We start from the raw sequence: 24,391 nt of genomic DNA on the forward strand, positions 1-24,391 counted from the left end.
GCATGTTCGCATCTGCCGACCAGGGAGGAGGGCGCAGGCCCACGTCGCGCGCGCTGCGCATCCGCGGCCTCATCGCCGCGATCGTGTTGCTCGTCGCGGGCACTGTCCTCTATCAACTCGGAACCGGCGGCTACGCCGACACATTCACACTGACGGTGATGGCCGACAAGCTCGGTGAGGGCCTGACCCCGGGCGCGGAAGTGAAGTTCCGCGGCCTGACCATCGGTTCGGTGAAGACACTGCAGTCAGCCGGCTTCAACAAGCAGAAGATCACCCTCGAACTCGAACCGCGCCAGGCTGCGGCCCTGGCGGCCGACACCACCGCGAACTTCACCTCGTCCAACACCTTCGGTCTGGCTGCCGTCGAATTGGTCAGCAGTGGCACCGGCCCGCGGCTGGGGTCGAACCAGACTCTGACGGTGGACACCAATGTGCGCTCGGCGTCCATCACCGGGTTGCTGCGACAAGGTCAGAAGTTCGGCCGGATCATGGACTCGCCCGACATCGACCACATCATCGCGATCGTGCGTAAGCACGCCGACCTCACCGAGCCGGTCACCCGGTCCTACTTCGATCTGATCAAGATGGTCACCGACTCGCAGAAAGTGCCGGCCTCACAGTCGCTTTCGGTGCTGGCCTCGGTGGTCAACGGGGTCAGTGACGCCGTTCCGCTGGTCAGCCTGGCCTATGACCTGCTCAACGGGATGGAATTCCTGGCGCACCCGGACGGCGTGGATCGGATGAACCTGATCATGGACCAGCTGGCGAAGCTGCTGTTCACCACCGACGGGATTTTCGCCAAGCACATCTCGTGGCTCGTCCCGCTGTTCGGCGGCATCATGAGCGTCTTCGTGCCGTACGCGTACATGTACGGAAGCATGTCGCCGGCCTACGACCGGATCTCCGGTCTGCTGGACCGCACCAGCACGGCGTTTCCGATCGTCAACGGCAAGGTCCGGTTGAATCTCGAACTGACCCTGGACACCATGCCCGGGCTGGCCGCCGCGTTGCCCGCCGAGGCTCCCGCCCCGGCGCCCCCGCAAGGCGGTGGCCGGTGAGAAGCGTGACCAAATCGGTGTTTTGGCTGACGGTGTTCACGGCGGTCGCGGTGGTGTGCACGCTCATCGTGCTGACGGCCTTGCGCAGTCCGGTCACCGGAGCCCTGTCCCGGTATACCGCCACGTTCTCGGATGTGTCGGGCCTCTACGTCGGTGACGACGTCCGCATATCCGGCGTTCAGGTCGGCAAGGTGCAGACCATCCGGCTCGACGGGCGGGTGGCCAAGGTCGATTTCACCGCCCAGGCCGACCATCCGGTCTACGCCAACACCGTCGCCGCGGTCCGCTATCAAACCCTGATCGGGCAGCGCTATGTGGAACTCGTCCAGCCGGCCAAGCCCGACAACCGGCTGCCGGACGGGGGCACCATTCCCATCGGGCAGACCATTCCGTCATTCGACGTGGCGAAGCTGTTCAACGGATTTCAGCCGATCTTCCAGACCCTCGACCCCGCCCAGTTCAACCTCCTGGGTGAGAACCTGCTGCGCCTCATTCAGGGTGACGAATCGGGCATCGGCCCGTTCCTTCACGACCTCGACGAAATCTCCACGCTGGCAGTGGACCGCCAGCTAGTCATCACCACGATGATCCGGAATCTCAGCGCGATCTCCCAAGATCTGGGCGGCAAATCGGGCGAGCTGTTCCAGCTGATCTCCCAGCTCAATGTGGTGCTCGCTCAATTCGGCTCCAAGGCAGAGGAATTCCGTCAGTCGCTGGACAGCGGGCTTCCGGTCCTGCGGAACACCACCCACGTCATGCAATATTTCGAGCGCACCTTCGACGGCACGACCGGTCCGCTCTACGACCTGAGCAGCCGGATGTGGCCCCAGACCCCGACCATCATCGCGGGCCTGTCGTTCGCGCCATCCCTGATCCAGGGCATGCGGGACTGGCTGGTCGACGAACAGCCGGCCACCCCGACGTTCTCCTGCTCGCGCGGCGAGGTCACGCTCCCGGGAATCGGCGAGGTCTCGTTCGCGCAGCAGAACCTGGTGGTGTGCAAGTAATGCAACTCGACAAGCACCTCACCACCCTGCGCGCCGCAATCGGTGGGCGCCAAGGCGCGCGGGACGAACGCGCCACCGCCAACCGCAACCGCCGAAACGGAATCATCGGCGTCGTCATCATCATCGCCGCGCTCGCCGGCACCGCGATGGCCTACCTGAATCCGGCCGACGAGGCGCGCTACACCGCGCACATGCCCAACTCCGCGGGGTTGCGCGCCGGCGACCAGGTGCGGGTGGCCGGCATCGCGGTCGGCAAGGTCAGCAGCGTCCGTCTCGACGGCGCCCTGGTCGAGATGACGTTCGACGTCGAGAACTCGGTGAAAGTCGGCTCGGACTCCACCCTCGACATCAAGCTGCTGACTCCGCTGGGCGGTCACTACGTCGCGCTGGACCCCAAGGGGACGGCTCCGCTGGGCCGCAACGGAATTCCGCCGCAGCGCGTCACCCTGCCGTTCGAGGTCAACGACATCATCCAGGCGGCCACCCCGGTGGTGAAAGAAGTCGACGGCCAGGTCATCCACGACACCTTCGCCGAGGTCGCCAACGCGGCCAACCGCTACCCCGACGCGGTGCGCAACCTGCTCCAGTCCGCCGACCGGTTGACCGAATCGATGAGCAGATCCACCACTGACTTTCATCGCGGCCTCGACTTCGTCAACGACGGGCTGCGTGCCATGGCAGCCGGCCGTGCCCAGCTCATCACACTGTTCGAGCAGTTCGACATCCTCGGCAAGATGTACACCTCGAAGGCCGTCGACATCGTCGAATTCTTCGCTCTGATCAAGGAATTGACCCGTGTCCTGGATCGGCTCACGATGTGGTACGGCAAGGATGTGATGCCCATTGCCGAGGGAATCGAAGACATCAGTGACACGCTGGCGGCCCACCCGGAACGCTGGGGCATGGCCCTGGACGGTCTCGGGCAGACACTCAACATCATCGGACCCATGCTCAGCGGCAACGGTGTCACCTTCGACCAGCACAACCGGTTGGTCCCCGGCCAGGACCTCTGCCTGCCCAACATCATGAAGACCTGCTGACATGGCTGCTGCTGACACACCGAAGGCATCGGGCATCGGCGCGCGACTGCGGTCACGGCGAGGAGTCGCCATAGCGGTGGTGATCCTCACCGTGCTGGCGGTCGCGGTGGCGGTGAGCATCAAAGTACTGGCCCCGAAGATCAACCCCACCCGGGCGATGTGCGCCGAATTCACCGACGCGGTGGGCCTGTACCCCGGCAACAAGGTCGCGCTGCTGGGTATCGAGGTCGGCTCGACGACCGCGATCGTCAACAAGCCCGACCATGTCGAGGTGGACTTCACCGTGCCCGCGGACCTGGTCCTGCCTGCCGATGTCGGCGCGGTCACCTACTCGCAATCCATCGTCACGGATCGCCACGTCGAGCTGACCAAGCCGTACACCGGGGGCCCCAAGTTCACCGGTCCGGGCTGCATCAAGCTCAAGTCCACCAAGACACCGATCAGCGTCAGCGAAACGTTCTCCGCCATCGGCAGTCTCACCGATGCGATCCTGGGATCCCAACCGGGCCAGGATCCGTCCAAGGCGCCCGGCGTCCAGGCGATCAACGACAGTCTCAGCGCGGCAAGCAATTCCCTGCAGGGCGCCGGGCCCGGGATCAACAAGACGATGCGCAACCTGCGCACCATGCTCGCCGACCCCTACAAAGCCGACGCCGACTACCGCCAGCTGTTCGAGAACAGCGAGATCCTCACCTCCGACTTCCTCAAGAACTGGGACAGCTTCGCCTCGGTGATCCAGACCCTGCCGGTCACCGCCCAACTGATGGAAGGCCTGTCGGAAAACTTCGGTGCCGCGATGGCCAACGTGTCCCACCTGCTGCCGACACTGATCGAGGCGCTCAACCGGTTCGGCCCGCGGTTCTACGACAAGTTCGACAAGCGGTTCGGTGGGCTGCGTGATCTGTTGAACCGGCACATCCCGGCGATCACCGCGATGATCAACTCCTGGCCGCAGTTCAGCAACTGGCTCGCCGACATCTACGAGCCGGCGTGGGGCACCCACAACGTCACCTACATCCCGCCGCAGGTGTCGATCGCCCCAACGCAGGCCGGCGCTATCTGCCAAGGCCTCACGGAGCGCAACATCCCCGGCGCCGCTGCCGCGTGCGCGTCGGGCACCCCGACCGACCCGGTGACGCTCGGCCTCACCAATCTCGTTCTGGGAGCGGCACTGCCATGACCCGACGCCCGCTGCGCGCGTTCTGCGCACTGTTGTTCACCGTCGCCATCGGTCTCACCGCGGCCTGTTCGCTGGATCCCACCCGGCTGCCGGTCCCGGGCGCCTACAGCCCGCGGCACTCCTACGACATCAACATCGAGTTCGCCAGCGTGCTCAATCTCCCGGCGCGGGCCAAAGTGGACTCCGGGGGCGTGCAGATCGGCGTGCTCGACAGCGTCCGACTCGAAGGCACCACCGCAGTCACCACTGTCGAAATCGCGGGTGACACCAAGCTTCCCGTCGCGACGCGCGCTGAGCTTCGTCAGGCCACCCCGCTCGGCGACATCTACATCGCCCTGCTACCGCCCGAAGACAAGTCCGGGCCGATACTGCGTGACGGCGACACCATTCCGCTGGGCAACACCTCACCGGCCGACAACGTCGAGGATCTCCTGCGCTCGATGTCGAACCTCGTCGCCGGTGGCGCGATCGGCACACTGCAGACCACCGTGGTCAACGTCAACAAAGCGTTCCCGCAGGATCCGCACGAGCTGACCCGCATGCAGCACACGGTCGCCGGTGTGCTCAACGACCTTGCCACCAATCAGAACACCATCGACCAGATGCTCGACGGCATGGAGAACATCACCTCCGGGTTCGCGGCCAACACCCAGGTGTTCAACCGGCTGGTGACCGAAGGCCCGGCGAAACTCCAAGGGCTCTCGGCGGTGACGATGGCCATCCTGAATGTCGTCGGCGCCTCGAAGGACGTCGGCAAGCTCGGCGGCGATCTGATCAACCCCATCGCCGGCGACCTGATGCAGATCCTGTCCTACATCACGCCGATGATCCACACGATGGCCACCGCGGACACCACCATCCCGGTGATCGCCGACAAGTTTGTGGCGCTGCTGCGCTACAAGCTGCTCGGGTGGTTCCGCGACGGCGGTCCGAAGTACACCATCACCGAACTCCACGCGCCCACCGGGCGCGAAGGGGTCGATCCCGCCGACAAGGCGAACCAGGCTGTCGAGGCCATGCAGACGATGGGGTTGGTGCCATGAAGTTCAGTGCGCGCACCACCCTGGTGATCCTGGTGGTGATGACCCTGGCCGGCGCGGCCTACATGTCGTGCGGCGTGCTCGACATGGGGCCGACCAAACAAGTCACGCGACTGACCTTGCTGCTCAACTCTTCCGGTGGCCTGATGCCCACCTCGGAAGTGACGATGCGCGGCATCAAAGTCGGCCGGGTGACCGGAATTCAGACCACCGCAACCGGGCTCGCCGTCTCGATGGACGTCGACCGCAAATACCAGGTCCCGGCCGACAGCGCGATCAGCGTGGAGAACCTGTCGGCGGCCGGTGAACAGTACATCGACTTCCGGCCGACGTTGATCGCGCCGCCCTACTTTGCCGACGGCGCGGTGATCCCGCCCGACCGGGTCGCACCGATCGTGACTGCCAGCGACCTGCTCACCAGGGCCAATGTTCTGTTCACCGCGCTGAACCTCGACCAGATCCACGGCATCATCAACGACATGTCCGCGGCGTTCAAGGGCAACGACGAGACCATCGACTCGCTGGCCGTCACTGCCGGGTTGACCGCGAAGGTGATCCGTGACGACAAGGAACTGTTGAACACGTTGTTCAGCAATGTGTCGACGTTCACCACCAACCTCGGCGATATTCATGCCGGCGAAATCATCAGTGAGACAGGCAAACTGCTGCCGAAATCGGTGCCGGCCTTCTTGCAGCTGGTCCACCAGATCGAGATCCTGTCGCACACCGGCATCGGTGTCATCGGCCCGCAGGACCCGGCTGGGATCCTCGTCGCCAAGTTCGGCGAATGGCTCGACATGCTGGCCGGCCCGCTGGGCACGTTCGCCACCATCCTGCAGCCCGCGATGGCACCATTACACGACATCAAGATTGACGCCGGGCACTGGCTGGACTTCTGGGAATCGACGTTCAACGACACCGGCGGCGTTCGGGTGCAGCTCAACGTACCCGAGTGGCACCAGTGAACGACAGCGACAGCAACAGCGAGGACAGCTCTGACATGACCGATTCACCTGTCGGCGAAGACGATAAAGTCGACGACGCCGCGAGCGAGACCGCTGCGGCGGACGAGGCGTCGGCCGCGCCGCGGCAGGGATCGCGGGGCCGCAGCTTCTGGGCGGCGATCGTGTTGGCGGTGCTGCTCGTCGGGGGCGGCGCGTTCGGTTTCTTCAAGTACCGCGAGGTGAACGGTCAACTCGCCCAGGCACGTCAAGCACAGGCCGATCGTGAGGCCGCCGCGCAGCTTGCCCGCGACTACGCGATGAAGTCGCTCACCTACACCTTCGAAGACCCGGACGCGTTCTTCCGCTCCGTCGAAGATGGTGTGTCGCAGCAACTCAAGGACAAGTACGTCAACGCCACCGACTTGCTCAAAGCGGTGATGCTGCAGGCCCAGGTCAGCTCGACCGGCGAAGTGCTGGCCACCGACCCGGTTCTCACCCCGGACGGGTCCTACGAAGTGGTGGTGTCAGCCCATCAGACCACCCGCAATCTGCAGAACCCGACGCCGAAGGTGTCGATCATCCTGTTGCGGGTCACCGTGAACAAGGTCGGAAACGGGTGGCAGGTCACCGATATCGGCCCGAAGACCGGCACCAAAGCACCCGAGGAGCAACAGCTTCCGGGTGCTGCGCCCCCTCCCCCCGCGCCACCGGCCGCCCCTGCGCCGGCTGCTCCGGCACCGGCGAAACCGGCTCCGGCACCGCGTCCGTGAAACGACTGTCGCTCCTGGCCGCCGTCGTGACGATGGCAGCCGCGAGCGTCGTGTCTCCGCACGCAGTCGCGGACACGTCATTGCCGCCGTGTCCGCAGTCGAACCCGGTGATCACGCCGTCGGGGACGTCGCCACAAGTCGATTGCGCCCTGCACTCCGGCGATCTCGACTTCGCCGTCAACTACTGGAGGGTGCCCGAGTTGCCGAAGCCCGGGGCGGTGAAAGTCACCGTGACAGACCGGTCGGGCGCAGTCGTACAGACGATCGACGAACTCCTGGAGCCGTCCACCCCGGGCGGTGCCGGGTTGCAGGACATCGACGGTGACGGGCGTGCGGAACTGATCATCCCCATCTCCCGCAATCTGCTCAACGGCGCCAACCCGAACACCCGGTTCGCGGTGTGGCGGGCCCATGACGACAGTCGGCATTACGAACGCACCCAGATGGTCGGGCAGGCCGTGTATCCCAGCGGGGACGGCTATGTGGTCAGCAATGGCGGCGGCCCGGCCAGTCGGGACCTGACCTTCTACCTGCCGACCGGCGCCGGATACACGCTCGTCGTGGTGCTGACCATCGAAGTGCTGGAAGCCGATCCGGCCACCAACCGGGTGTTGACGGTCAACTGCCGCGCGCACCAGGAAGACGGCCTGCACGCGGTCGACATGAGCATTCGTCAGGCCGAGGACTACTTCTGTAATTCACCTGCCGCCACAGCGATTTGGCCCGACGCCGAGCGCGTCCAGATCAAGCGCTGGGGCGTGTTCGGTAACTGACCGCTATCGATTGATCCACACCGTGATATCGCGCGCCGCTCGACGGTCGGTCGGGGGCAGCGGCCCGGCATCGTCCACGGGGTGTCCGACACGGATCAGGGCTTGCGGATAGGTCGCACCGTCGAACACCTCGCATGCCAGCGCAAGTCGGCTTCGGGTGTCGTTCAACGGCTCGGTCAGCGGGCAGCTCGCGAAACCCATCGCGGTGGCCGTCAGCGTCAAGAGGCTGAGCGCTTCGCCGGCCCGCAACCGCATGTCGTCATCATCGCGGCGAGTGCCCAGAACCAGCAACACTGAGCCATCCGGTGTTTCCCCGGACTGCTCGCGGGCGGCCGTTGGGTACCGAAGCTCGACGGTGCCGTCGTCCAGCCGAGTCCACCGCGACGTCGGGACAACCTGTACATCCACGCCCAGCCGCCTGGCCCGGATGTAGAGCAACTCCAGCGTGCCGGGCGCGATTCGCCGGATGCCGTATGGGCGGCGGTCGGCGCGTCGTTGCGGTATGGCCGAGGCGAGCTCTCGCCACCCGCCCTGAGGCGGCTGCTCGACCACTTCGAGGATCGCCAGATGGCTGTTGTCTGCACGGTCGGGAAACCGCCGGACACTCGGGTGCCAGCCCGCGGCGGCCATCGCCACGACGCAGTGATCGAGAACCGCCCCGCAGCCAAGGAGCACGTCGCGCCGGTCCGCCGGGGCGTCACCGGCCCGCCGGCTCCAGTCCGCGTACAGGTGCACGGCCGCGTCGTCGACCTGCCAGCGCCACGGCTGCAGGTTGCGCAGAGAAGGGGCGCGGGCAGCGACGTCCAGCACTGTCTCCAGCGTCGCCGCGTCGGGCAAGGAACTCACCTGTCGTCTCACCTCCGTCCATCGCGTCGTTCCCGATTATCCTCGGGGCCAAGGCTAGGGCGCGCACCAGTCGCGGACGGCGACGATCAGGTCCCTGGCCTTCACCAGATCGCTCGCGAGTCGCTCCGGTGTCGCCGGGCGGTACGGGTCGCCGTTGTCGATCTGCGACGCCACCATGTTGGACCGGATGCGCAGATCGATACCCGGCGGACTGGTCAGGTTGTGCAGCGGGCTCAGCGGTGCGCGAACCTGGGCTGCGACCCACGGCGGTGTCCCCGTCGGCGCGATCTCGTCGAATACGGCTTCCAATCGATCCGTCGCGGGCAGCAGCAGAGCGCAGTCATCGTCGCCGGCCACCGCAGTAGGCGCACCGATCAGGCACATCAGAGTGGTGACCACGACCGGCACACCGAACGTTCCTCGACGCATCGGCTCTACCTTCGCATTGCGGCGCCGTTCCCGGGATGACTTTTCGAATGACCGTGCGTTCACCGCAGTCGAAGAGAACTTCCCGAATCGGTCAGGAGAGCAAACATGAGTGTGGACAACATTTCCCGAGCCGGCGAGCTGGTTCCGTCGCGCTACGCGGTGCCGGTCGGTGATATCGAGGTGCTGGTGATCAGCGACGGGGTGCTGCCGATCACCGCGTCCACGCTGGCGACCACGACGCCCCCGGCTGAGCTGGCGGGCTGGCTGGACGACCAGTTCCTACCCCGCGACGTGGTCGACTGGCCGCTCAATGTCGTGGTGGTGCGTACCGGCGGCCGAACGATTCTCGTCGACGCCGGTCTCGGGGTGGAGTTCCCGGACTTCCCGCGGGCCGGGCAGACGGTTCAGCGCCTCGAGGCCGCCGGCATAGACCCGGGCGAGGTGACCGATGTGGTGCTCACCCACCTGCACATGGACCACATCGGCGGACTGCTCACCCAGGGCCTCAAGGCGCGCCTTCGCCCCGATCTGCGGGTGCACCTGGCCACCCGGGAGGCGGAGTTCTGGGAGAAGCCCGACTTCAGCCACACCGTCATGCCACAACCGATCCCGGATGTGCTGCGACGGACCGCGACCCAGTTCCTGAACGACTACCGCGGGCAACTCCGTCCGTTCGAGACGGAATACGAGGTGGCACCGGGCGTGCTGGTCACCCGCACCGGCGGTCACACTCCCGGACACAGCGTCGTTCGGCTGGAGTCCCGCGGTGCACGGCTGACGTTCGCCGGCGACGCGGTGTTCGCGCCCGGCTTCGACAATCCGGAGTGGCAGAACGGCTTTGAGCACGATCCGGAGGAGGCCGCCCGGGTCCGGGTGAACCTGCTGCGAGAGGTCGCCGCTACCGGCGAGGCGCTGGTGGCCACTCACCTGCCATTCCCGTCGGTCTGCCATGTGGCGACAGCCGGTGATGTCTTCCGGTGTGTGCCTGCCGTCTGGGACTACTGACCCGCCTACCCGTCCCGTAGCACCAGGGCCGCAAGCGATCCGGCGATGCCGGCCAGCACCAGGATGGTGACCGTGACCGCCGTCCACCCGTGCTCATCGAACGCGACACCGCCCAGCCAGCCGATCGCGCTGGAACCGCCGTAATAGAAGAGGTTGTAGAGCGACGACGCCTGGGCTTTCCCGACGGGTGCGGCCTGCCCGGTCCATCCGGCAGCGGTGGAATGCGCACCGAAGAACCCGGCCGTGGCCACCACCAACCCGATGAGGATCGCGATCACGTTGGCGCTCAACGTGATCGCGACTCCTGTCATCATGATCACGACCGAGACGAGCAGTACCCGCCTGCGGCCGAAGCGAGCCGCCTCCGCGCCGGCACGCGACGACGCCCACGTTCCGGCCAAGTAGGCCAGGAACACCAGGCTCACCACCGACGCGGGCAGATGGAATGGCGCGGCGGTCAACCGATAGCCGAGGAAGTTGTAGAGCGCCACGAAACCGCCCATCAGCAGAAAGCCCTGTGCGAACAGGACGAACTGGCGCGGCGTCCGCAGGTTGGTGGCGAGCCGGTGCCCGAGGCTGCCCTCCGGGTTGGTGCCTCGGTGTGACGCAGGAGTGAAGCCCTGCGGTTCGGGGGCCAGTTTGACGAAGCCCATCGCCGCCATCCCACAGATGACCGCGACGGTGAAGACCCCGATCCGCCACCCGGCGAACTCGGCCACCGGGCTCGACACCAGCCGTCCGAGCAGACCGCCGATCGTCGTTCCGGCCACGAACGTGCCGGCCGCGCGGGCGGCGTGCGCACGGTCGATCTCTTCGGTCAGGTAGGCCACCGCGATGGCCGGCACGCCACCGACCAACAGTCCCTCGAGGAACCGTCCGACCATCAGCAGCCCGAAGGTCGGGGCGAAGGGCACCAGCATCCCGACCAGCGTGGCACCGGAGACGGAGACCGTGATGGCCTTGACCCTGCCGATCCGGTCGGCCAATGCCGACCACGGGATCACGCCGATCGCCAGACCGACGGTGGACGCCGAAATGAGAAGTGCGGCATGGGCCGCGCCGACGCCGAGGTCCGCGGAGATCAGGGGCAGGACGGCTTGCGGCGAGTACAGCTGCGCGAACGTGGCGACACCCGCGCAGAACAGCGCCGCCAGTAGTCGCGAGTAGGCGGTCGAGCCTCGGGTGTGCCCGGTCCAGGTGCGTTCCAGAGAGTGGTCAACGGTCACTGATTGAAGGGTAGGAACGCACTATTAATGTGTCCAATGCATGGTCTGTTCGTCTGTCATGCTTCAGACGTATGACAGCAGGTGAGCCGTCGCAGGGAGCTCAACCGCCGGCGAGGAAATCCACAAAACGCTGGGTGGGCGGCGTCAGCGGACGACTGCGCGCCCAGGCCAGGCCGACCTCGCGTTTGGCCCGGCTGTTGGACAGGGGCACATGGACCACCCTCGCCTCGGTACCGTCCCGCGGCACCGGCACCACCGCCACGCCGAACCCCGCCGCGACCAAGCCCTCCATCGTCGGGATCTCGGACGCCTCGAACACGATCTGTGGATCGATGCCGGCCTCGACCCACAGCTCATCGGTCAATTGCCGCAACCCGAACGGCTTCTCGAGCGCGACGAACGGTTCGTCCGCCGCCACCGAAAGGCTGACCCGGCTGCGCGTCGCGAGCCGGTGCCCCACAGGAACCGCCAAGCACAGTCGCTCGACGTAGAGACGATGCCAGGAGAAGTCTGCCGGGTCGGGCCGCGGTGAGGTGATAGCGATGTCGGACCCGCCGTCGCGAATGCTGCGGGCGATCTCGTGCGCGGCCGCCTGGAACAGGTCGAATTGGATCTTCGGCGCGGTTTCCCGGAAACGCCGAAGCTGTTCGGGCACATACCAGTTGGCCAGGGAATGCAGGAACGCCAGCCGGACCCGGCCGGTGTCGGGATCCCGCAGTGCCGCAATGCGATCCAGGGCCGCCTGCACTTCGGCGAGGCTGCGCCGAGCGTGTTCGAGCATGATGCGGCCGTACTCGTTGAGGTGCAGTCGACGCCCGACACGGTCGAACAGTGGGACACCCGCGTGCTGCTCAAGTCTGCTCAGGGCGCGCGACAGCGTGGGTTGACTGACCCCAGTTCGGCCGCGGCGTCGGTGACGTGTTCGGTTTCGGCCAGCACCACGAACCACTGCAGTTCCTCGAGATGCACGTGAACGACCCTAGGCGGAGCCGACGCCACTCAACAGGGCATCCACCAGCGCTCCGTACCGGCCGGCGGTGTCGTCGGCCGCCGGGCTGCTCATGACCTGCAAGAGCAAGGTGCCCATCAGCGCGTTGGCGATGGCGTCGGGGTCGGCGTCGGGCCGCACGACGCCGCTGTCCACCGCCCGGCGCACCCGCTCCACGAGTCCGCCGCGTTGCGGGACGCTGAGTTGTTCGTACAGCGCTTCGGTGTCACCGGAATTCGCGGCAGCCGCGGCGACGAGTGCACGGATGAGCTTGGCGTTGGCGGGTTCGGCGATGAACTCACCGTGCTCGATCAGCCAGCGCAGCAGGTCCTCTCTGAGATTTCCGGAGTCGGGCACGTCGAACGAGCCGCCGCGTCCGTAGGCATCCAGTACCGCCTCGGCGACCAGCGGCGCCTTCGACGCCCACCGCCGATAGAGCGTTTTCTTGCCGACCTGCGCCCGGGCGGCGACACCGTCCATCGAGAGCTCGGCGTAGCTGGATTCCATGAGCACCTCGCGCACGGCGTGGAGGATCGCGGCGTGCAGCGACGCGTCTCGAGGCCGGCCGGGCGGTTGCGACATCTGGCGAGCCTAACTTCGCGCATTGCCGACGGTCGTCGGCGACAGTGCGGTACCTTACCGTCATTACGACACGATTCGTGTCGTAATAGCCCAGACGAGTCGCGCCCGAGGAGTGCCTGCCGACATGAGCTCACCCGCATTGTCAGTGCCCGCCGATTTCGCCGAGGTGTCGCCGCGTTGGATGACGGACGCGCTCGCCGCCCACCACCCTGGAGCCACCGTCAGCGACGTGGCCATCGACCTTCGCGACGACGGCACCAATCGCCGTGCGCGCCTTCGGTTGTCCTACTCCGAGGGCACGGGGCCGGCGACCGTCTTCGTCAAGGCCGCCGACCCGGACCACAAGGAGCTGATCCGGATGACCAGCGGCATGTTTCACGAGCCGCGGCTGTTCAGCTCGGGTGTCGCGCTCCCGCTGGAGCATCCGGTCGTCTACGCCGCACTCATCGACGAAGATGCCTACGACTTCTGCCTCGTCATGGAAGACCTCACCGCGCGGGGCGCAGACCCGCGGGATTCCCTGCGGCCGCTGACATTCGAGGAAGCCCGCTCCGGAATGCGCGGGCTCGGGCGCCTGCACGGACGGTACTGGGGAGACCGCATGCTGCAGGAACCGGCCCTGGGCTGGCTGGAACCCTTCGAGCCGTTCGACGGGCTGCAGTACGCGCCACTGCCGAGCGCGCTGGAACAGCTCGACGACACCACCCCACCCGAGGTCCTGTCGCTGTCGATCGACCAGCTGGTCGAAGGGGTGTGGAAGCCGTACATCAGGACGTTGACCACCTCGCCGCAGACGCTGCTGCACGGCGATCCGCACATCGGCAACACCTACGTCACACCCGACGGTGAGGTCGGGTTCCTGGACTGGCAGGTCGCCCGTCGCGGCAACTGGTCGCTGGATGTCGGGTACTTCCTGCAGGGCGCGCTGACCGTCGAGGACCGTCGCGAGCACGAGCGGGCGCTGCTGGAGGAATACCGCGACGCGCTCGGGCTGCCCGCCGACGAACTGCCGTCCTCGGCCGAGGTGTGGCTGCGCTATCGAGCGTCGGTCGCACATGGATTGGCGCTGTGGCTGGCCACCGCGAGCAGCGGAGGCGGACTTTGGCAGCGCCTCGAAGTTGCCGTCGCCCTGGCCCAGCGCTACGCCAATGCCTACGGCGATCTGGATACTCCGTCGGCGATCGCGGAGATCACCTCGTAGCGTCCGCACCGCATGCCACCTGAGCACTCAGGGCAGCGTGACGCGCTCCACCCGGCCTTTGGTGTCCTTGGTCGTGGTGGTGTCGCGGCATTCGCCGAACAGCTCGATGTCGCGGTTGGGGTTGCTGACGTTTTGCGGCCCGAAGACGGCCACAACGTTGCCCTTGCTCAACGCCGTGCCGTGGGTGTGGAACTCGGGATCGGACGTCCAACCGGTGTTGCGGAGTTGCTGGACCATCTGGGCGATCTCGGTGTCGGACGCCGCGAACGACGCGGCAGGCGGATACGCGATGCGCATCTGCCCGCGAAAAGGTGGGTCGCCCTGGTCATTACACGAGGCATGCCAAAACGCTGCCTCGACGACGTTGATGTTCAGCGTTGTGACGATGTCGTGCGCGGCGTCCATGACCTGAGCTTTGGACTGCTCGGGGGTCAGCGGGTTGGAGACTCTGTCGGCATCGGATTGCATGATTCCACATCCTGATAGTGCGGCGGCGACCATCACGGTCACCGCGAGCGGGATTCTGTTGCGCGGCGCGATCACTGGGCTCCGTCCTAGTGGTAGTGGCCTGATGTCGGGGCACGAAACAGTTCGGGATCCGACGGCAGCACCCCGATGTCGGTGAGGATGTTGTCGCTGCGATGCGGTGCGGTCATACCGTCGAGCGCAAGGGCGTCGCCATGGCCGGACACGATATCGGCCATGCTGAACAACGACTCGGTGCCACGCTCGAAGTAGTGGCTGTGGTCGTTGATGGTCCAGCCGGGGACTTCCGCTTTGAACCGCGTCGAGCCGAACCCATCCATCGCCGGGTCGGCGCCCAACGCGAGATTCACGCCGGTCCCCGGGATGTGCACCTGCGGAAGGCCGCCGAGCTGGGTGACCGGATCAGTCGAGGCCGAACCGACGAAGACATGCCCGCCCGGTGCGAGGTGAAAGTCTGCGGCGCTCTTGGCCATATCGGTTCCGGGGCAGCCGATGAGGATGGCGTCGTTGGTGTGCATCCCGTAGCCCGCCGCGGCGTCGGCCACCGTCGTCGAGCCGTAGGAGTGCCCCATCACGGTCATGTGCGATGGACCCGGACCGTGAGTGACGTTCAGGCCGTTGACATCTGCGGCGAGCAGCGCCCCGCCCTGGTGCGCCAGCGAGGTCTGCGCGACCTGCGGGTCGGTCAAAGAGTTCGGTGCGTCATAGCCCATCCAGGCGACGACGGATGCCGAACGGGTCGGGTCGGCCTTCACGGCTTCGTTGTACAGGTTGCTGGCATCGCTTGCGCTGAGCCAACCCTCGGTGACGCTGTGGCTGGTGCCCGGCACTACGACCGTGGTGTTGGCGGCTTTGTCGGGGTTGCCGATCGCGATCGCCGCGCGGCCTTGGCCATCGAACTTCGTCGGCTGATACACCTGCAGAAAAGTCTGGGCGCCAGTTGCCAGCTGATCGTCTTCGAGTGCCTGTTCGACTTTGACCGCGTTGGTGTAGCGCGTCACGTCGTCCGGTGTGCAGCCGTACCGGAACGGATCATCAAGCACATCTTGCGCGGACACGCCGTGCCGGCTGGCGGCTTCCTGGATGTTCTCGATGTCGGTGCGCATCGCGGTCTGGTTCGCCTGGTCGCGCGCCTCGACGGGAATCCCGTTGAGGTTGCCCATATACGGCGGGTTGTCCCGCAATTCGGCCTGCTGCTGTTCCGGCGTCAGCGAATCCCACCACTTTTTGACGTCCTCGGGTGGGGTGGATTCCGGCGGGGGTGGCGGGGTGGGCTGCGCATCCGGTATCGGAAGCTTGCCGTCCGCGATGTTGATCGCCGCGGCCAGTTCAGCGTCAACACCGTTGGCTTCTAACAGGATTGCGTTCAACCGCGCTTGCAGGTCGGCGATCTTCGCCGCCAGATCCGCGGCCGTCCCCTTGAACCCCGGACCCTTGACCACCGAGTTCGTCGCAGGATCGATATCCAACCCCTGGCTTCGCGCGTCGTCTTTGAGCTCGCGGAGTTCGATCTTCACTTTCTCGATGTCCTGCGCGGCCTTCTGCGCGGCTTGGGCTACCGCGAGGGCTTCGCGGGCATGAGCGTCGAGGTCCACCCGCGTCTTGTGAATCGCATCGCGCGCGGCGTCCGCGGACACCCCACCCCAGGACTCAAATGCCGGTAGCTGTTCGGACGCCCGCGCCGCGTCGGTCGAGGCTCCGCTGCGTGCCGACGCTGCGTGGAAAACTTCCCGGACGGCCTCGGGATCCCATCGTTCGATGTCTGCGACGCTAAGCGTCACGCGCCTGACCGTTCGGCCGATAGACCTCGGCGAGCTCCTCGGCGTCGCGCTGATCCATCGCAGCGAACGTCATACCACTGACCCGCAAGCCTTCGGCATGCTCGTAGAGGCGAGTCGTCAGGGTCGTCGTCACCGTGGACCAGGCAGCAGCTTTGGCCGCCAGCGCGGACTGAGATTGCCCCACCCAGCTGAACAGTGACGACTCGATGGTCTGGTCCGCTTGGGTATGAGTGGCGAACACGTTCTGAGAGTGCTGATCCAACACTCCGCCCGAAGTGACAAGCGACTCCGGATCGACCTTCAGCGGCTCGGCCATGGCCCGCCTCCTCGCCCCGCGCAGCAAACTATTCGAACCGCCAACTTACCACCAAAGAGGCCTGGCGCGTCTACGCCCGGCTATATCGCCGGCGCCCGCTCGGATGCGCGCCCGGCGGATCGCGACGGCGGTTTCGGCATGGACGCGCCCGCAAATTATGAAAGATCGATGACGCGGTTCCAGCGGTGCGAAAACTGCACGTCACCAGCCGTAGCGGCGATTATTATGGGTTCTGCCAATACACAACTACAACGTCATAATTGACGCGTATTCCACACCGAGGGGTAGCGCACATGTCGGGGCGGGCAGATGGTCGGCGGGGTGAGACCAACCGCACCAGTGGGTCGCGGCCATCTGAAGGCGGCGCATTGTCACGGATCGGATGGGTCAGATACTTTTTCGCCGACGACCGATGGGAGTGGTCGGACGAGGTAGCCCGCATGCATGGTTACGAGCCCGGCACCGTCACTCCGACAACCGAATTGGTGCTCTCCCACAAGCATCCGGACGATCGCGACGAACTGCGTGAGCTGCTACAGCGGATACGCCGCAGCCGTGAGCCGTTCAGCACTCGACACCGGATCCGCGACAAGGACGGACGAATCCACCACGTCGTCGTGGTGGGCAACCAGCTGCGCGACGACGCAGGCGAGATCATCGGCAGTGACGGCTTCTACATCGACATGTCCGGCGACCTCCGCAGCGCTCAGGAGCAGGTGAGCAACGAGGTCGAGGACATCGCCGCCCGGCGCTCGCCCATCGATCAGGCCAAAGGGATGCTGATGATGGTCTACAGCATCAGTGCCGACGCGGCCTTCGACCTACTGCGCTGGCGCTCACAAGAGACCAACGTGAAGTTGCGCGACCTCGCTCAACAGGTGACCACCGATTTTCAGGGCGTGCCCCACGACGGCACGATGCCCGCCCGGTCGGTGTACGACGAACTGCTGATGACCGCGCACCTGCGCGTCGGGGGCATCGACTAGCGCAGGCTGTCAGACCGGCAGCAGGTCGTACGGCGGCGCGCCGACACCGCTGACCATGAGCTGGCCGGACGGGACTCGTTCGACGAGTCTCACTGTGACGGTGCGACTTCCAATCGTCAGGCGTGCGGGCTTGCCCACTGTGGCGGCATCGGGTGCGCCGTACGCGAGGCCCTGCCAGTGGTACTGCCCGTCGATCGGGTTGAGGTGCCCGGCGAGGCGAACCCGGACGGGGCAGCGCACCCCGGCGACGTCCAGTTCGGCATCGCCGTCGAAAACACCGCTGTCGTCGGCCGCGGCCGTCACAGGAAATTGCTCCGCGTCCACATGCGCCGGCTGATCCTGTTCATCAGCCCGATCTCCTCCAGAAACGCCGCCAGCGGCGCGAACCCGGTCCGCGTGGTCTCGTGGAAGTACGGATTGGCACGGGCCTGCCGTCGGCCTTCATGCCCGTCGAGCCCGGCACGGCGGTACACGGCGCGGTTGGTGAACAGGTAGCGGTAGAACGGGCCGCCGGCACCGTGAATCGTGGCGAGCAGGAAGCGATTTCGCCGCCGCATGGTGGGGACGTCGCGGCGGGCGCCGTCGCGGGCGAACTGAATGTGGCGTGCTTCCTCGGTAACGTGAATTCGCATGACCCGGCGGACAATCGGCTGGATGTCCGGATCGTCGAGGATCTCCCGCTGCAGTGCGTCGAAGATCTCCTCCCCCACCAGTGCGGCGATCCACAGCACGCTCTTCTGGAACACCAGTGGCAGCAGGTTGATGGTCATCCGCTGAATTCGGCTGGGCCGGAACGGTTTACCGTCTACGGCCTGGATTGCTCGGCCGAACATGACCATGTGGCGGGTCTCGTCGCCGAGTTCGGTGAGCGAGTAGTGAGTCGAGGCCGCAGTGACATCGGCGTGCATGAGCCCGCGCAGCAGCGCCTGGTTGAGGATGTTCTCGAACCACACGCCGGCCGAGAGCAGGTTGATGAACTCCTGCCGGGACAGCTCGATCTGCTGCTCGCGGCTCATCTCCTCCCACATCGGGGTGCCGTAGAGGGAGACCACCCGTGGCGGAAGGAAGTACTTGTCGGGCACGACGGGGCTGTCCCAGTCGATGTCGACGACGGGAGCGTAGGACTTGCGGGCCGAGCCTTTGAGCAGCCGGTCGGAGAACTCCTCTCGACTCGGTGGCGTCGCCGTCCTGGTCGAAGCGGCCATGTCGAGCCTCCTAGATCGCGATTGAGCCGGTGAGACTGAAGATACATTCTTGGTTTGTTTGTATCAATAGCGTGCGAGCAGGCCTTACACTGCAGCAATGAAGTACAGCGGCCTGCTCGCCAAAGCGGTGCAGCGTTTCGGGTCGCCGACGGTGGAAGGCAACGCCGAAAAGATCCTGGACGCGGCTTTGCGGCAGTTCGAACTGTTCGGAATTCGCCGGTCCACGGTGGAGGACATCACCAAGCGTTCTGGGCTGGCGCGGGTGACGCTGTACCGGACGTTCGCGAACAAGGACGCGATCGTCGAGGCGGTGCTGCTGAGGGAACTCGAGCGGTTCCTGTCCGAGTTGGCGGCCGAGGCCGGCGGTTATGACGAGGCCGAAGACAAGCTGGTCGAGGGGTTCGTCTTCACGCTGAACACCATGCGAGGGCACGCGCTTCTGCAGCGGCTGCTCGCCACAGAGCCGGAGACGGTGTTGCCGTTCCTGACCACCGAGGGCGACAGCGTCGTTCGGACGGCATCGTCATTCCTGGCTCATCAGCTCGCCGTCGCGCTACCTGACGACAAACGCACGCAACTCGAGCTCCTCGAAGTCGCCGAGGTGACTGTTCGGGTCATCGTGTCGTTCGTGCTGACGCCGTCGCAGAACGTCGCCCTCGGTGACGACGACGCTCTGCGCTCGTTCGCGCGGCGGTATCTGGTACCGCCTCTGCTCGGGTTGGCGGGTGAGCGGTAGCTCGCGCCCGTCGCCGGGTTACCGTACCGGCGCGACTGCCGAAGCCATCACGTCGACGGCGCGTTCCCACACCCGATGCAGACCGACCGCCTCGCCCAGTGCGGTCGTGAAGGACCTGTCGACCGAATCGGCGATCAGCACGCCGGGAGAACCGAGATCGATTCCGGCCGCAGTCAGGGCGTCGGCGCCGTCACCCCACGCCGCCACCGCCTTGCAGTGCCGAAATGCCTCCTGCAGCAACAGGACCAGCTTGATGTCGCGGGTCGGCTTCGTTCCGGCCGCGACGACGACAGCGTCGAACTCGATGGACCTCGCGGTCAGCAACGTTCGTTCGACGACCACGCTGCGACGCCCGGACTTGAGCACACCGCCCAGCGGCGCGGTCACCAGCGGGGTCGCGCCTAGGCGTTGAATCGCTGCCGCCAGCTTGGCGACACCGGCCAAGTCGGAGTCGGCGCCGGCGATGATGGCGATCTTGCGGCCGTCGATCGGACCCGGCGTGTCGATCACCTGCGATAGCGCCGGTGATTCGACAACGTCTTGCGGCGGTGTGCCTTTCGGCGCGGGCAGGCCGAGGCCGATCGCCACCTGCTTGCACAGGTCGGTGTCGACGTTGGCCAGCACCTCGAGCTGCCGCTCCTTGATCGCCTGCTCGTAGCACTTGCCGAGTTCGAAGGTGAACGCCTCGATGATGTGCAGCTGCTCGATGTAGGTCAAGCTGCGGTAGAACATCGCCGCCTGAGTGAAGTGGTCGTCGAACGACGCCGGCGCTTCGCGCACCGTCGGACCGTCGACCTGCCGGGGCGTCTGCACGTACCCGCCTTCGTCGGCGCCGGCGACCAGAGGCTCTCCGTCGTCGATGCTGTTCGGGCGGTACGGCGCCTGTCCGGTGTGAATTGCCGTCTGGTGCATGCCATCACGCAGCATGTCGTTCACCGGACAGTGCGGCCGGTTGATCGGCAGCTGCGAGAAATTGGGTCCACCGAGACGGGTCAGTTGGGTATCGAGGTAGGAGAACAGACGCGCCTGCATCAGCGGGTCGTTGGTCGGCTCGATACCGGGCACGAGGTTGCCGGTGTGGAAAGCCACCTGTTCGGTCTCGGCGAAGTAGTTCGTCGGATTCCGGTTGAGGGTCATCTTGCCGATGAGCTGCACCGGCACCATCTCCTCGGGCACGAGCTTTGTCGGGTCGAGCAGGTCGATACCCGCAAAGCTGTCGGTGCCGTCATCGGGCATGACCTGGATACCGAGCTCGTACTCCAGGTAGGCACCGGCCTCGATGCCGTCGGCCATGTCGCGGCGGTGGAAGTCGGGATCGAATCCGGCTGCGAGTTGCGCCTCTTCCCACACCAGTGAGTGCACGCCGGCCACGGGCTTCCAATGGAACTTCACCAGGCTGGTCGCGCCTTTTCGGTTGACCAGGCGGAAGGTGTGGACGCCGAAACCCTCCATCGTCCGGAATGACCGCGGGATACCGCGATCGCTCATGTTCCAGAAGACGTGGTGGGTGGCCTCAGTGTGCAGCGACGCGAAGTCCCAGAACGTGTCGTGAGCCGACTGCGCCTGGGGAATCTCGCGGTCCGGTTGGGGTTTTGCCGCGTGAATGATGTCGGGGAACTTGATGCCGTCCTGGATGAAGAACACCGGCATGTTGTTGCCGACGAGGTCGAAATTGCCCTCGTCGGTGTAGAACTTGACCGCGAAGCCGCGGGTGTCACGCACCGTGTCGGCCGATCCACGCGAACCCAAGACGGTCGAGAAGCGGCAGAACACGTCGGTCTTCTTGCCCTTGCTCCCGAGGAAGCCGGCCTTGGTGACCGAGCGGGCGACGCCATAGGACTCGAAGACGCCGTGGGCTGCGGCACCGCGGGCGTGCACGACGCGCTCGGGAATGCGCTCGTGATCGAAATGGGTGATCTTCTCGCGCAAGTGGAAGTCTTCGAGCAGCGACGGACCCCGGGGGCCGGCTTTGAGCGAGTGGTCGGTGTCGGGCAGCCGCAGGCCTTGCGCAGTGGTCAGGTATTTCCCCGACTGGGCGCGCGCGTCGAGATCGCCCGCTTCACCGGTGGTGTTGCCAGTCGGGCTCGTCGGCTTGGGGGCGGTCTGATCAGGCTTGCGGCGGGGCGGCATTGGTTCTCCTGGGTGGTGACGCGGGCTGGACTGGCCTTGATAGGCGAGTAGTACCCGGGTTGCGGCGACATACACGGTCAACCGGCACCGGGTTTGATCGGCGGCCAAATCGATTGGCCCCGCCACCGCACAAGGCGATGACGGGAACAATCGTCAAACGGGAAACCTGCTGGGATTAGCCGTCGTTGTGGTGGCGGCTGCCGGACTTCGCCAGGCCGCGGCTCACCATGTAGCCGATGCTCAGCAGCACGACCAGGAACCATGCCCGGTCGGCGCGGAAGTAGTCTTCGTGCGCATCGGTGGTACCGACCACGAGCGACGCGATGAGTACGCCGATGACCGCGACAACGTAGGCGATGAATTCGGTTGTCTTGAAAGCAGCTTTGGTCTCGTCGCCCCGCTTGACGGGCGCTGCTACGTGGCCGACTCCGTCGTTGTACGGGGCAGTCGCGGGGCGGCGTGCGGCGGTGGGATTCTCGGTGGTCATGTAGTACTCCTTCGGACGCCCGTCGAACTCTCGACGCGGCGCGAAAATCAGCCTTCAACTGTCTTAGGCATGCGTGATCGCCTCGGCAGCAGCTCGATCGGCTGACTGTCGAATGGTGCGATTGGCCACGCGGATGCCCAGCGGAGACGCGACGAGCGCTCTCATAGGGTTGCTTGGCTTGGATGATGTCCGGTATCGAGCGAAGGCTCACGGCATATCGGGGAAGACCGCTCCGGACGTTCGTTGATACCAAACTGCTTCAGTACCAACGGTGCTAACACTACTGGCGAGTAGCGCTATCACCTAATCGCGCAGAACTACTCGCCGTAATCTGTTGTTCTACAGTCATTTTCGGTCACCCGGGTCACCTATATGCCCGATTCGGCCCGGCGGCTTTCTACTACAAATACTGATTTTCAGAGCGATTCGATCACGGTGGACTAGCTCGGTGACTCGTTGGCGGCATTCTCGTCGGCCTGCTCAGCGCCGGTGGGGTGGTCGGTGTCGCGGGGATCGACGATGTCTGATCGGTTGTCCCGGTCCGGGTCGGATTCACTGGTATCTCTGGCTTTGGTCGTCATATCGGCCCTTTCCCTGCTCGATTGCAGCAGCCGTACCCGGCTGTGACACAGACAAACGTCTTTGCGGGAAGCAAAGTTTCGCTGATGACCCGATCACAATGGCGGTACTCAGCAGCTGCAGCGGGTAGACGGTAATTGCGGCGCGTATCGCGCCAACACAATGACGTCAACGCCGAAAGGGCGAATTTCTATGGCTTTCAACGACACCACCACACTGGTGGCCCAACTGCGCACCGTGCTCGATCTGACGAACACCGAAATCCAGGTCGCGGTGACCCGGGTGGCGCAGGCCCGTACCGAGGCCGTGCGCACCGAGCTGACGCAGAATGCGGAAAACGGCCGCGACCGGGCCGAAGCCATCGAGGCTGCGATCCGCGAACTCGGTGGACTGCCTGATGTCGTCGGCCCACTGCTGGGGCGTGCTGCCGCCGCGGTGAAGGCGCTGACCGAGCAGGCGCAGCCGTTCGGCGAGGCCCTGCTGGGCGATCTCGCGCTGGAGCACCAACTGCTCGACCGGTCCCGCTACATGAAGGCACTCGCGGTCGCGTTGGGCAAGTCCGACATCGAGAAGCTGGCCGATCGCCTCATGACGGCGCATTCGGCAACTGTCGAGTGGTTGACCACTGTGCTGGCTGAAGATGCGCTCGGCGGCCCGGCCGCGCTGCGCCGCACGCCGGTGCAGGTCGCCACGGGCGTGGCAGTGAAGATGGTGAGTGCGCCGATGCAGTGGTCAGCGCGCGGGGTCGATCGTGCGGTGGACACCGTGCGTGCGGCTCCCCCGGCGCTCGGCGACCTGTTGAGCCGCGGCGCCCATGCAGGTGACGTCGCCGCCAAGGCACTGTCCGCATCACGCGATGCGGCGCTGGCCACCGCGGAGCGAGTGACCCGCCGTGAGGGTGCGGGCCAGGCGGCCGATGCCCTGCATTCGATGCGAACCGCCGCCGGTGTGCTCGAGGTTGCCGAGCTGCCGATCGCCGACTACGACACGCTCAACGTCTCGGACGCGGTGGCTGAGATCAAGGAGCTCACCACTCCGTCGGACGTCCGCGCGATCCTGGCCTACGAGGAGGCGCACAAGGACCGTCACGGTGTCGTGTCCGCCGCTCAGACCCGCGTGGCAGCTATCGCGCAGGAGGTCGTGGGCATCGGCTGAGCCGACTCACCCCGAATCGAATGTCCCCGCGGTAAGCAGCACCGCGGACATTTCTGTCGACCCCCCTGGAACTCGTCGGGCGCAATGTCGTATTGACCACCGCGGGTGAGGAATTGGTGGGTAACGTCGAGGCCGTTCCTCGCGGCGACTGCTTCGGCCCGAGCGATGGTTTGGACATACGCACACCTGGGAAGGATCAGAGCATGAATCCACTACGTCGTCGCGCGACGGTCGCCGCCGTCGCCAGCGTTTGCATCGCCGCAGCAGCGCCGCTGGGTGTGGGCATCAGTGCTGCTGAACCGTTGAACTGTGTGAACGGGCAATTTTGGGACCCGATCACGAATACCTGCCAGACGCCGCGGCAGGCGGACAACTGCGCGCCGGGTCAGTACTGGAATGCCTTGTCCAACGTCTGCCGTCCGCTGGGCCAGCTGTAGCCTC

Annotated in this window: 26 protein-coding genes and 1 pseudogene; 14 read left to right on the plus strand and 13 right to left on the minus strand. The window is 65.7% G+C overall.

Going from position 1 to position 24,391, the window contains the following annotated elements:
- Nucleotides 1-2: 2 nt before the first annotated feature.
- From D3H54_RS21320 to D3H54_RS21355, 8 genes are read left to right on the plus strand one after another with little or no spacing between them, the layout of a single operon-like run.
- The gene (locus D3H54_RS21320; protein WP_149380933.1) at nt 3-1,058 is read left to right on the plus strand and encodes an MlaD family protein; all 1,056 of its coding nucleotides are present in this window, start codon (nt 3-5) and stop codon (nt 1,056-1,058) included.
- Entirely contained in the window at nt 1,055-2,065 is a 1,011-nt protein-coding gene (locus tag D3H54_RS21325; RefSeq protein ID WP_149380935.1) for an MlaD family protein, read from the plus strand. The genes D3H54_RS21320 and D3H54_RS21325 overlap by 4 nt, the downstream gene beginning before the upstream one ends.
- Entirely contained in the window at nt 2,065-3,105 is a 1,041-nt protein-coding gene (locus D3H54_RS21330; protein WP_149380937.1) for an MlaD family protein, read from the plus strand. The genes D3H54_RS21325 and D3H54_RS21330 overlap by 1 nt, the downstream gene beginning before the upstream one ends.
- Nucleotide 3,106: 1 nt before the next feature.
- On the plus strand, nt 3,107-4,285 hold the full coding sequence (locus D3H54_RS21335) for an MlaD family protein (RefSeq protein WP_149380939.1): 1,179 nt from the start codon (nt 3,107-3,109) through the stop codon (nt 4,283-4,285).
- Nucleotides 4,282-5,328, plus strand: a complete 1,047-nt coding sequence (locus D3H54_RS21340; protein ID WP_149380941.1) for an MlaD family protein — start codon at nt 4,282-4,284, stop codon at nt 5,326-5,328. The genes D3H54_RS21335 and D3H54_RS21340 overlap by 4 nt, the downstream gene beginning before the upstream one ends.
- A complete protein-coding gene (locus D3H54_RS21345) occupies nt 5,325-6,290 on the plus strand; it encodes an MlaD family protein (RefSeq protein WP_149380943.1) in 966 nt (321 codons plus the stop codon). Before D3H54_RS21340 ends, D3H54_RS21345 begins: the two co-directional genes overlap by 4 nt.
- Before the next feature lie 35 nt (nt 6,291-6,325).
- Nucleotides 6,326-7,039, plus strand: a complete 714-nt coding sequence (locus D3H54_RS21350; protein WP_149380946.1) for a hypothetical protein — start codon at nt 6,326-6,328, stop codon at nt 7,037-7,039.
- Nucleotides 7,040-7,071: 32 nt separating this feature from the next.
- The gene (locus D3H54_RS21355) at nt 7,072-7,812 is read left to right on the plus strand and encodes a hypothetical protein (RefSeq protein ID WP_168215098.1); all 741 of its coding nucleotides are present in this window, start codon (nt 7,072-7,074) and stop codon (nt 7,810-7,812) included.
- Between the two features lie 3 nt (nt 7,813-7,815).
- Here D3H54_RS21355 and D3H54_RS21360 read toward each other — a convergent pair whose 3' ends face one another.
- Nucleotides 7,816-8,658 carry a nitroreductase family protein gene (locus D3H54_RS21360; RefSeq protein WP_149380950.1) on the minus strand — a complete coding sequence of 281 codons (843 nt, stop codon included), beginning with the start codon at nt 8,656-8,658 and terminating at the stop codon, nt 7,816-7,818.
- A 54-nt stretch (nt 8,659-8,712) separates the two neighbouring features.
- Nucleotides 8,713-9,087 (minus strand): hypothetical protein, encoded by a 375-nt coding sequence (locus D3H54_RS21365; protein WP_149380952.1) that lies wholly within the window; start codon nt 9,085-9,087, stop codon nt 8,713-8,715.
- Between the two features lie 105 nt (nt 9,088-9,192).
- On the opposite strand from D3H54_RS21365, the gene D3H54_RS21370 reads away from it, so the two are divergent.
- The gene (locus tag D3H54_RS21370; RefSeq protein WP_149380954.1) at nt 9,193-10,092 is read left to right on the plus strand and encodes an MBL fold metallo-hydrolase; all 900 of its coding nucleotides are present in this window, start codon (nt 9,193-9,195) and stop codon (nt 10,090-10,092) included.
- A gap of 5 nt (nt 10,093-10,097) precedes the next feature.
- On the opposite strand, the gene D3H54_RS21375 is transcribed toward D3H54_RS21370, so the two are convergent.
- The 3 genes and pseudogenes from D3H54_RS21375 to D3H54_RS21385 form a co-directional block, all read right to left on the minus strand.
- Nucleotides 10,098-11,318: an MFS transporter gene (locus D3H54_RS21375; RefSeq protein ID WP_149380956.1), complete on the minus strand. Its 1,221-nt coding sequence runs from the start codon at nt 11,316-11,318 to the stop codon at nt 10,098-10,100.
- A gap of 100 nt (nt 11,319-11,418) precedes the next feature.
- Nucleotides 11,419-12,287 (minus strand): annotated as a pseudogene (locus D3H54_RS21380) (LysR family transcriptional regulator).
- Between the two features lie 10 nt (nt 12,288-12,297).
- Nucleotides 12,298-12,888 (minus strand): TetR/AcrR family transcriptional regulator, encoded by a 591-nt coding sequence (locus D3H54_RS21385; protein WP_149380958.1) that lies wholly within the window; start codon nt 12,886-12,888, stop codon nt 12,298-12,300.
- 124 nt (nt 12,889-13,012) lie between these two features.
- Between D3H54_RS21385 and D3H54_RS21390 the strand changes: the two genes are divergently transcribed.
- On the plus strand, nt 13,013-14,089 hold the full coding sequence (locus D3H54_RS21390; RefSeq protein ID WP_149380960.1) for a phosphotransferase: 1,077 nt from the start codon (nt 13,013-13,015) through the stop codon (nt 14,087-14,089).
- Nucleotides 14,090-14,116: 27 nt separating this feature from the next.
- Here D3H54_RS21390 and D3H54_RS21395 read toward each other — a convergent pair whose 3' ends face one another.
- From D3H54_RS21395 to D3H54_RS21405, 3 genes are read right to left on the minus strand one after another with little or no spacing between them, the layout of a single operon-like run.
- Nucleotides 14,117-14,590 (minus strand): lipoprotein LppJ family protein, encoded by a 474-nt coding sequence (locus D3H54_RS21395; protein ID WP_502707766.1) that lies wholly within the window; start codon nt 14,588-14,590, stop codon nt 14,117-14,119.
- 53 nt (nt 14,591-14,643) lie between these two features.
- Nucleotides 14,644-16,356 carry an Rv0964c family protein gene (locus D3H54_RS31885; protein WP_286198960.1) on the minus strand — a complete coding sequence of 571 codons (1,713 nt, stop codon included), beginning with the start codon at nt 16,354-16,356 and terminating at the stop codon, nt 14,644-14,646.
- Entirely contained in the window at nt 16,346-16,672 is a 327-nt protein-coding gene (locus D3H54_RS21405) for a WXG100 family type VII secretion target (protein ID WP_149380964.1), read from the minus strand. Before D3H54_RS21405 ends, D3H54_RS31885 begins: the two co-directional genes overlap by 11 nt.
- Nucleotides 16,673-16,965: 293 nt before the next feature.
- On the opposite strand from D3H54_RS21405, the gene D3H54_RS21410 reads away from it, so the two are divergent.
- Complete coding sequence (locus D3H54_RS21410) at nt 16,966-17,658, plus strand: PAS and ANTAR domain-containing protein (RefSeq protein ID WP_149380966.1); 693 nt, start codon at nt 16,966-16,968, stop codon at nt 17,656-17,658.
- 9 nt (nt 17,659-17,667) lie between these two features.
- Here the strand turns inward: D3H54_RS21410 and D3H54_RS21415 are convergent, their stop codons facing one another.
- The gene (locus D3H54_RS21415; RefSeq protein ID WP_149380968.1) at nt 17,668-17,961 is read right to left on the minus strand and encodes a DUF4873 domain-containing protein; all 294 of its coding nucleotides are present in this window, start codon (nt 17,959-17,961) and stop codon (nt 17,668-17,670) included.
- Nucleotides 17,958-18,863, minus strand: coding sequence for an AurF N-oxygenase family protein (locus D3H54_RS21420; RefSeq protein ID WP_149380970.1), 906 nt, complete (start codon nt 18,861-18,863; stop codon nt 17,958-17,960). Before D3H54_RS21420 ends, D3H54_RS21415 begins: the two co-directional genes overlap by 4 nt.
- A 97-nt stretch (nt 18,864-18,960) precedes the next feature.
- Here D3H54_RS21420 and D3H54_RS21425 point away from each other — a divergent pair, with 97 nt between their 5' ends.
- Entirely contained in the window at nt 18,961-19,599 is a 639-nt protein-coding gene (locus D3H54_RS21425; protein WP_149380972.1) for a TetR/AcrR family transcriptional regulator, read from the plus strand.
- Nucleotides 19,600-19,617: 18 nt separating this feature from the next.
- Here the strand turns inward: D3H54_RS21425 and D3H54_RS21430 are convergent, their stop codons facing one another.
- The 3 genes from D3H54_RS21430 to D3H54_RS31300 all read right to left on the minus strand — a co-directional run bounded on the left by D3H54_RS21430 (nt 19,618) and on the right by D3H54_RS31300 (nt 22,797).
- A complete protein-coding gene (locus tag D3H54_RS21430; RefSeq protein ID WP_149380974.1) occupies nt 19,618-21,729 on the minus strand; it encodes a catalase in 2,112 nt (703 codons plus the stop codon).
- 175 nt (nt 21,730-21,904) lie between these two features.
- A complete protein-coding gene (locus D3H54_RS21435) occupies nt 21,905-22,216 on the minus strand; it encodes a hypothetical protein (protein ID WP_149380977.1) in 312 nt (103 codons plus the stop codon).
- A 440-nt stretch (nt 22,217-22,656) separates the two neighbouring features.
- Complete coding sequence (locus D3H54_RS31300; protein ID WP_168214935.1) at nt 22,657-22,797, minus strand: hypothetical protein; 141 nt, start codon at nt 22,795-22,797, stop codon at nt 22,657-22,659.
- Between the two features lie 190 nt (nt 22,798-22,987).
- On the opposite strand from D3H54_RS31300, the gene D3H54_RS21440 reads away from it, so the two are divergent.
- Both D3H54_RS21440 and D3H54_RS21445 read left to right on the plus strand, forming a co-directional pair.
- The gene (locus D3H54_RS21440; RefSeq protein ID WP_149380979.1) at nt 22,988-23,950 is read left to right on the plus strand and encodes a ferritin-like domain-containing protein; all 963 of its coding nucleotides are present in this window, start codon (nt 22,988-22,990) and stop codon (nt 23,948-23,950) included.
- 92 nt (nt 23,951-24,042) lie between these two features.
- A complete protein-coding gene (locus D3H54_RS21445) occupies nt 24,043-24,387 on the plus strand; it encodes a hypothetical protein (RefSeq protein ID WP_286198962.1) in 345 nt (114 codons plus the stop codon).
- The last annotated feature ends 4 nt before the right edge of the window (nt 24,388-24,391 follow it).

Source organism: Mycobacterium sp. ELW1 (assembly GCF_008329905.1).
Classification (GTDB): Bacteria; Actinomycetota; Actinomycetes; order Mycobacteriales; family Mycobacteriaceae; genus Mycobacterium.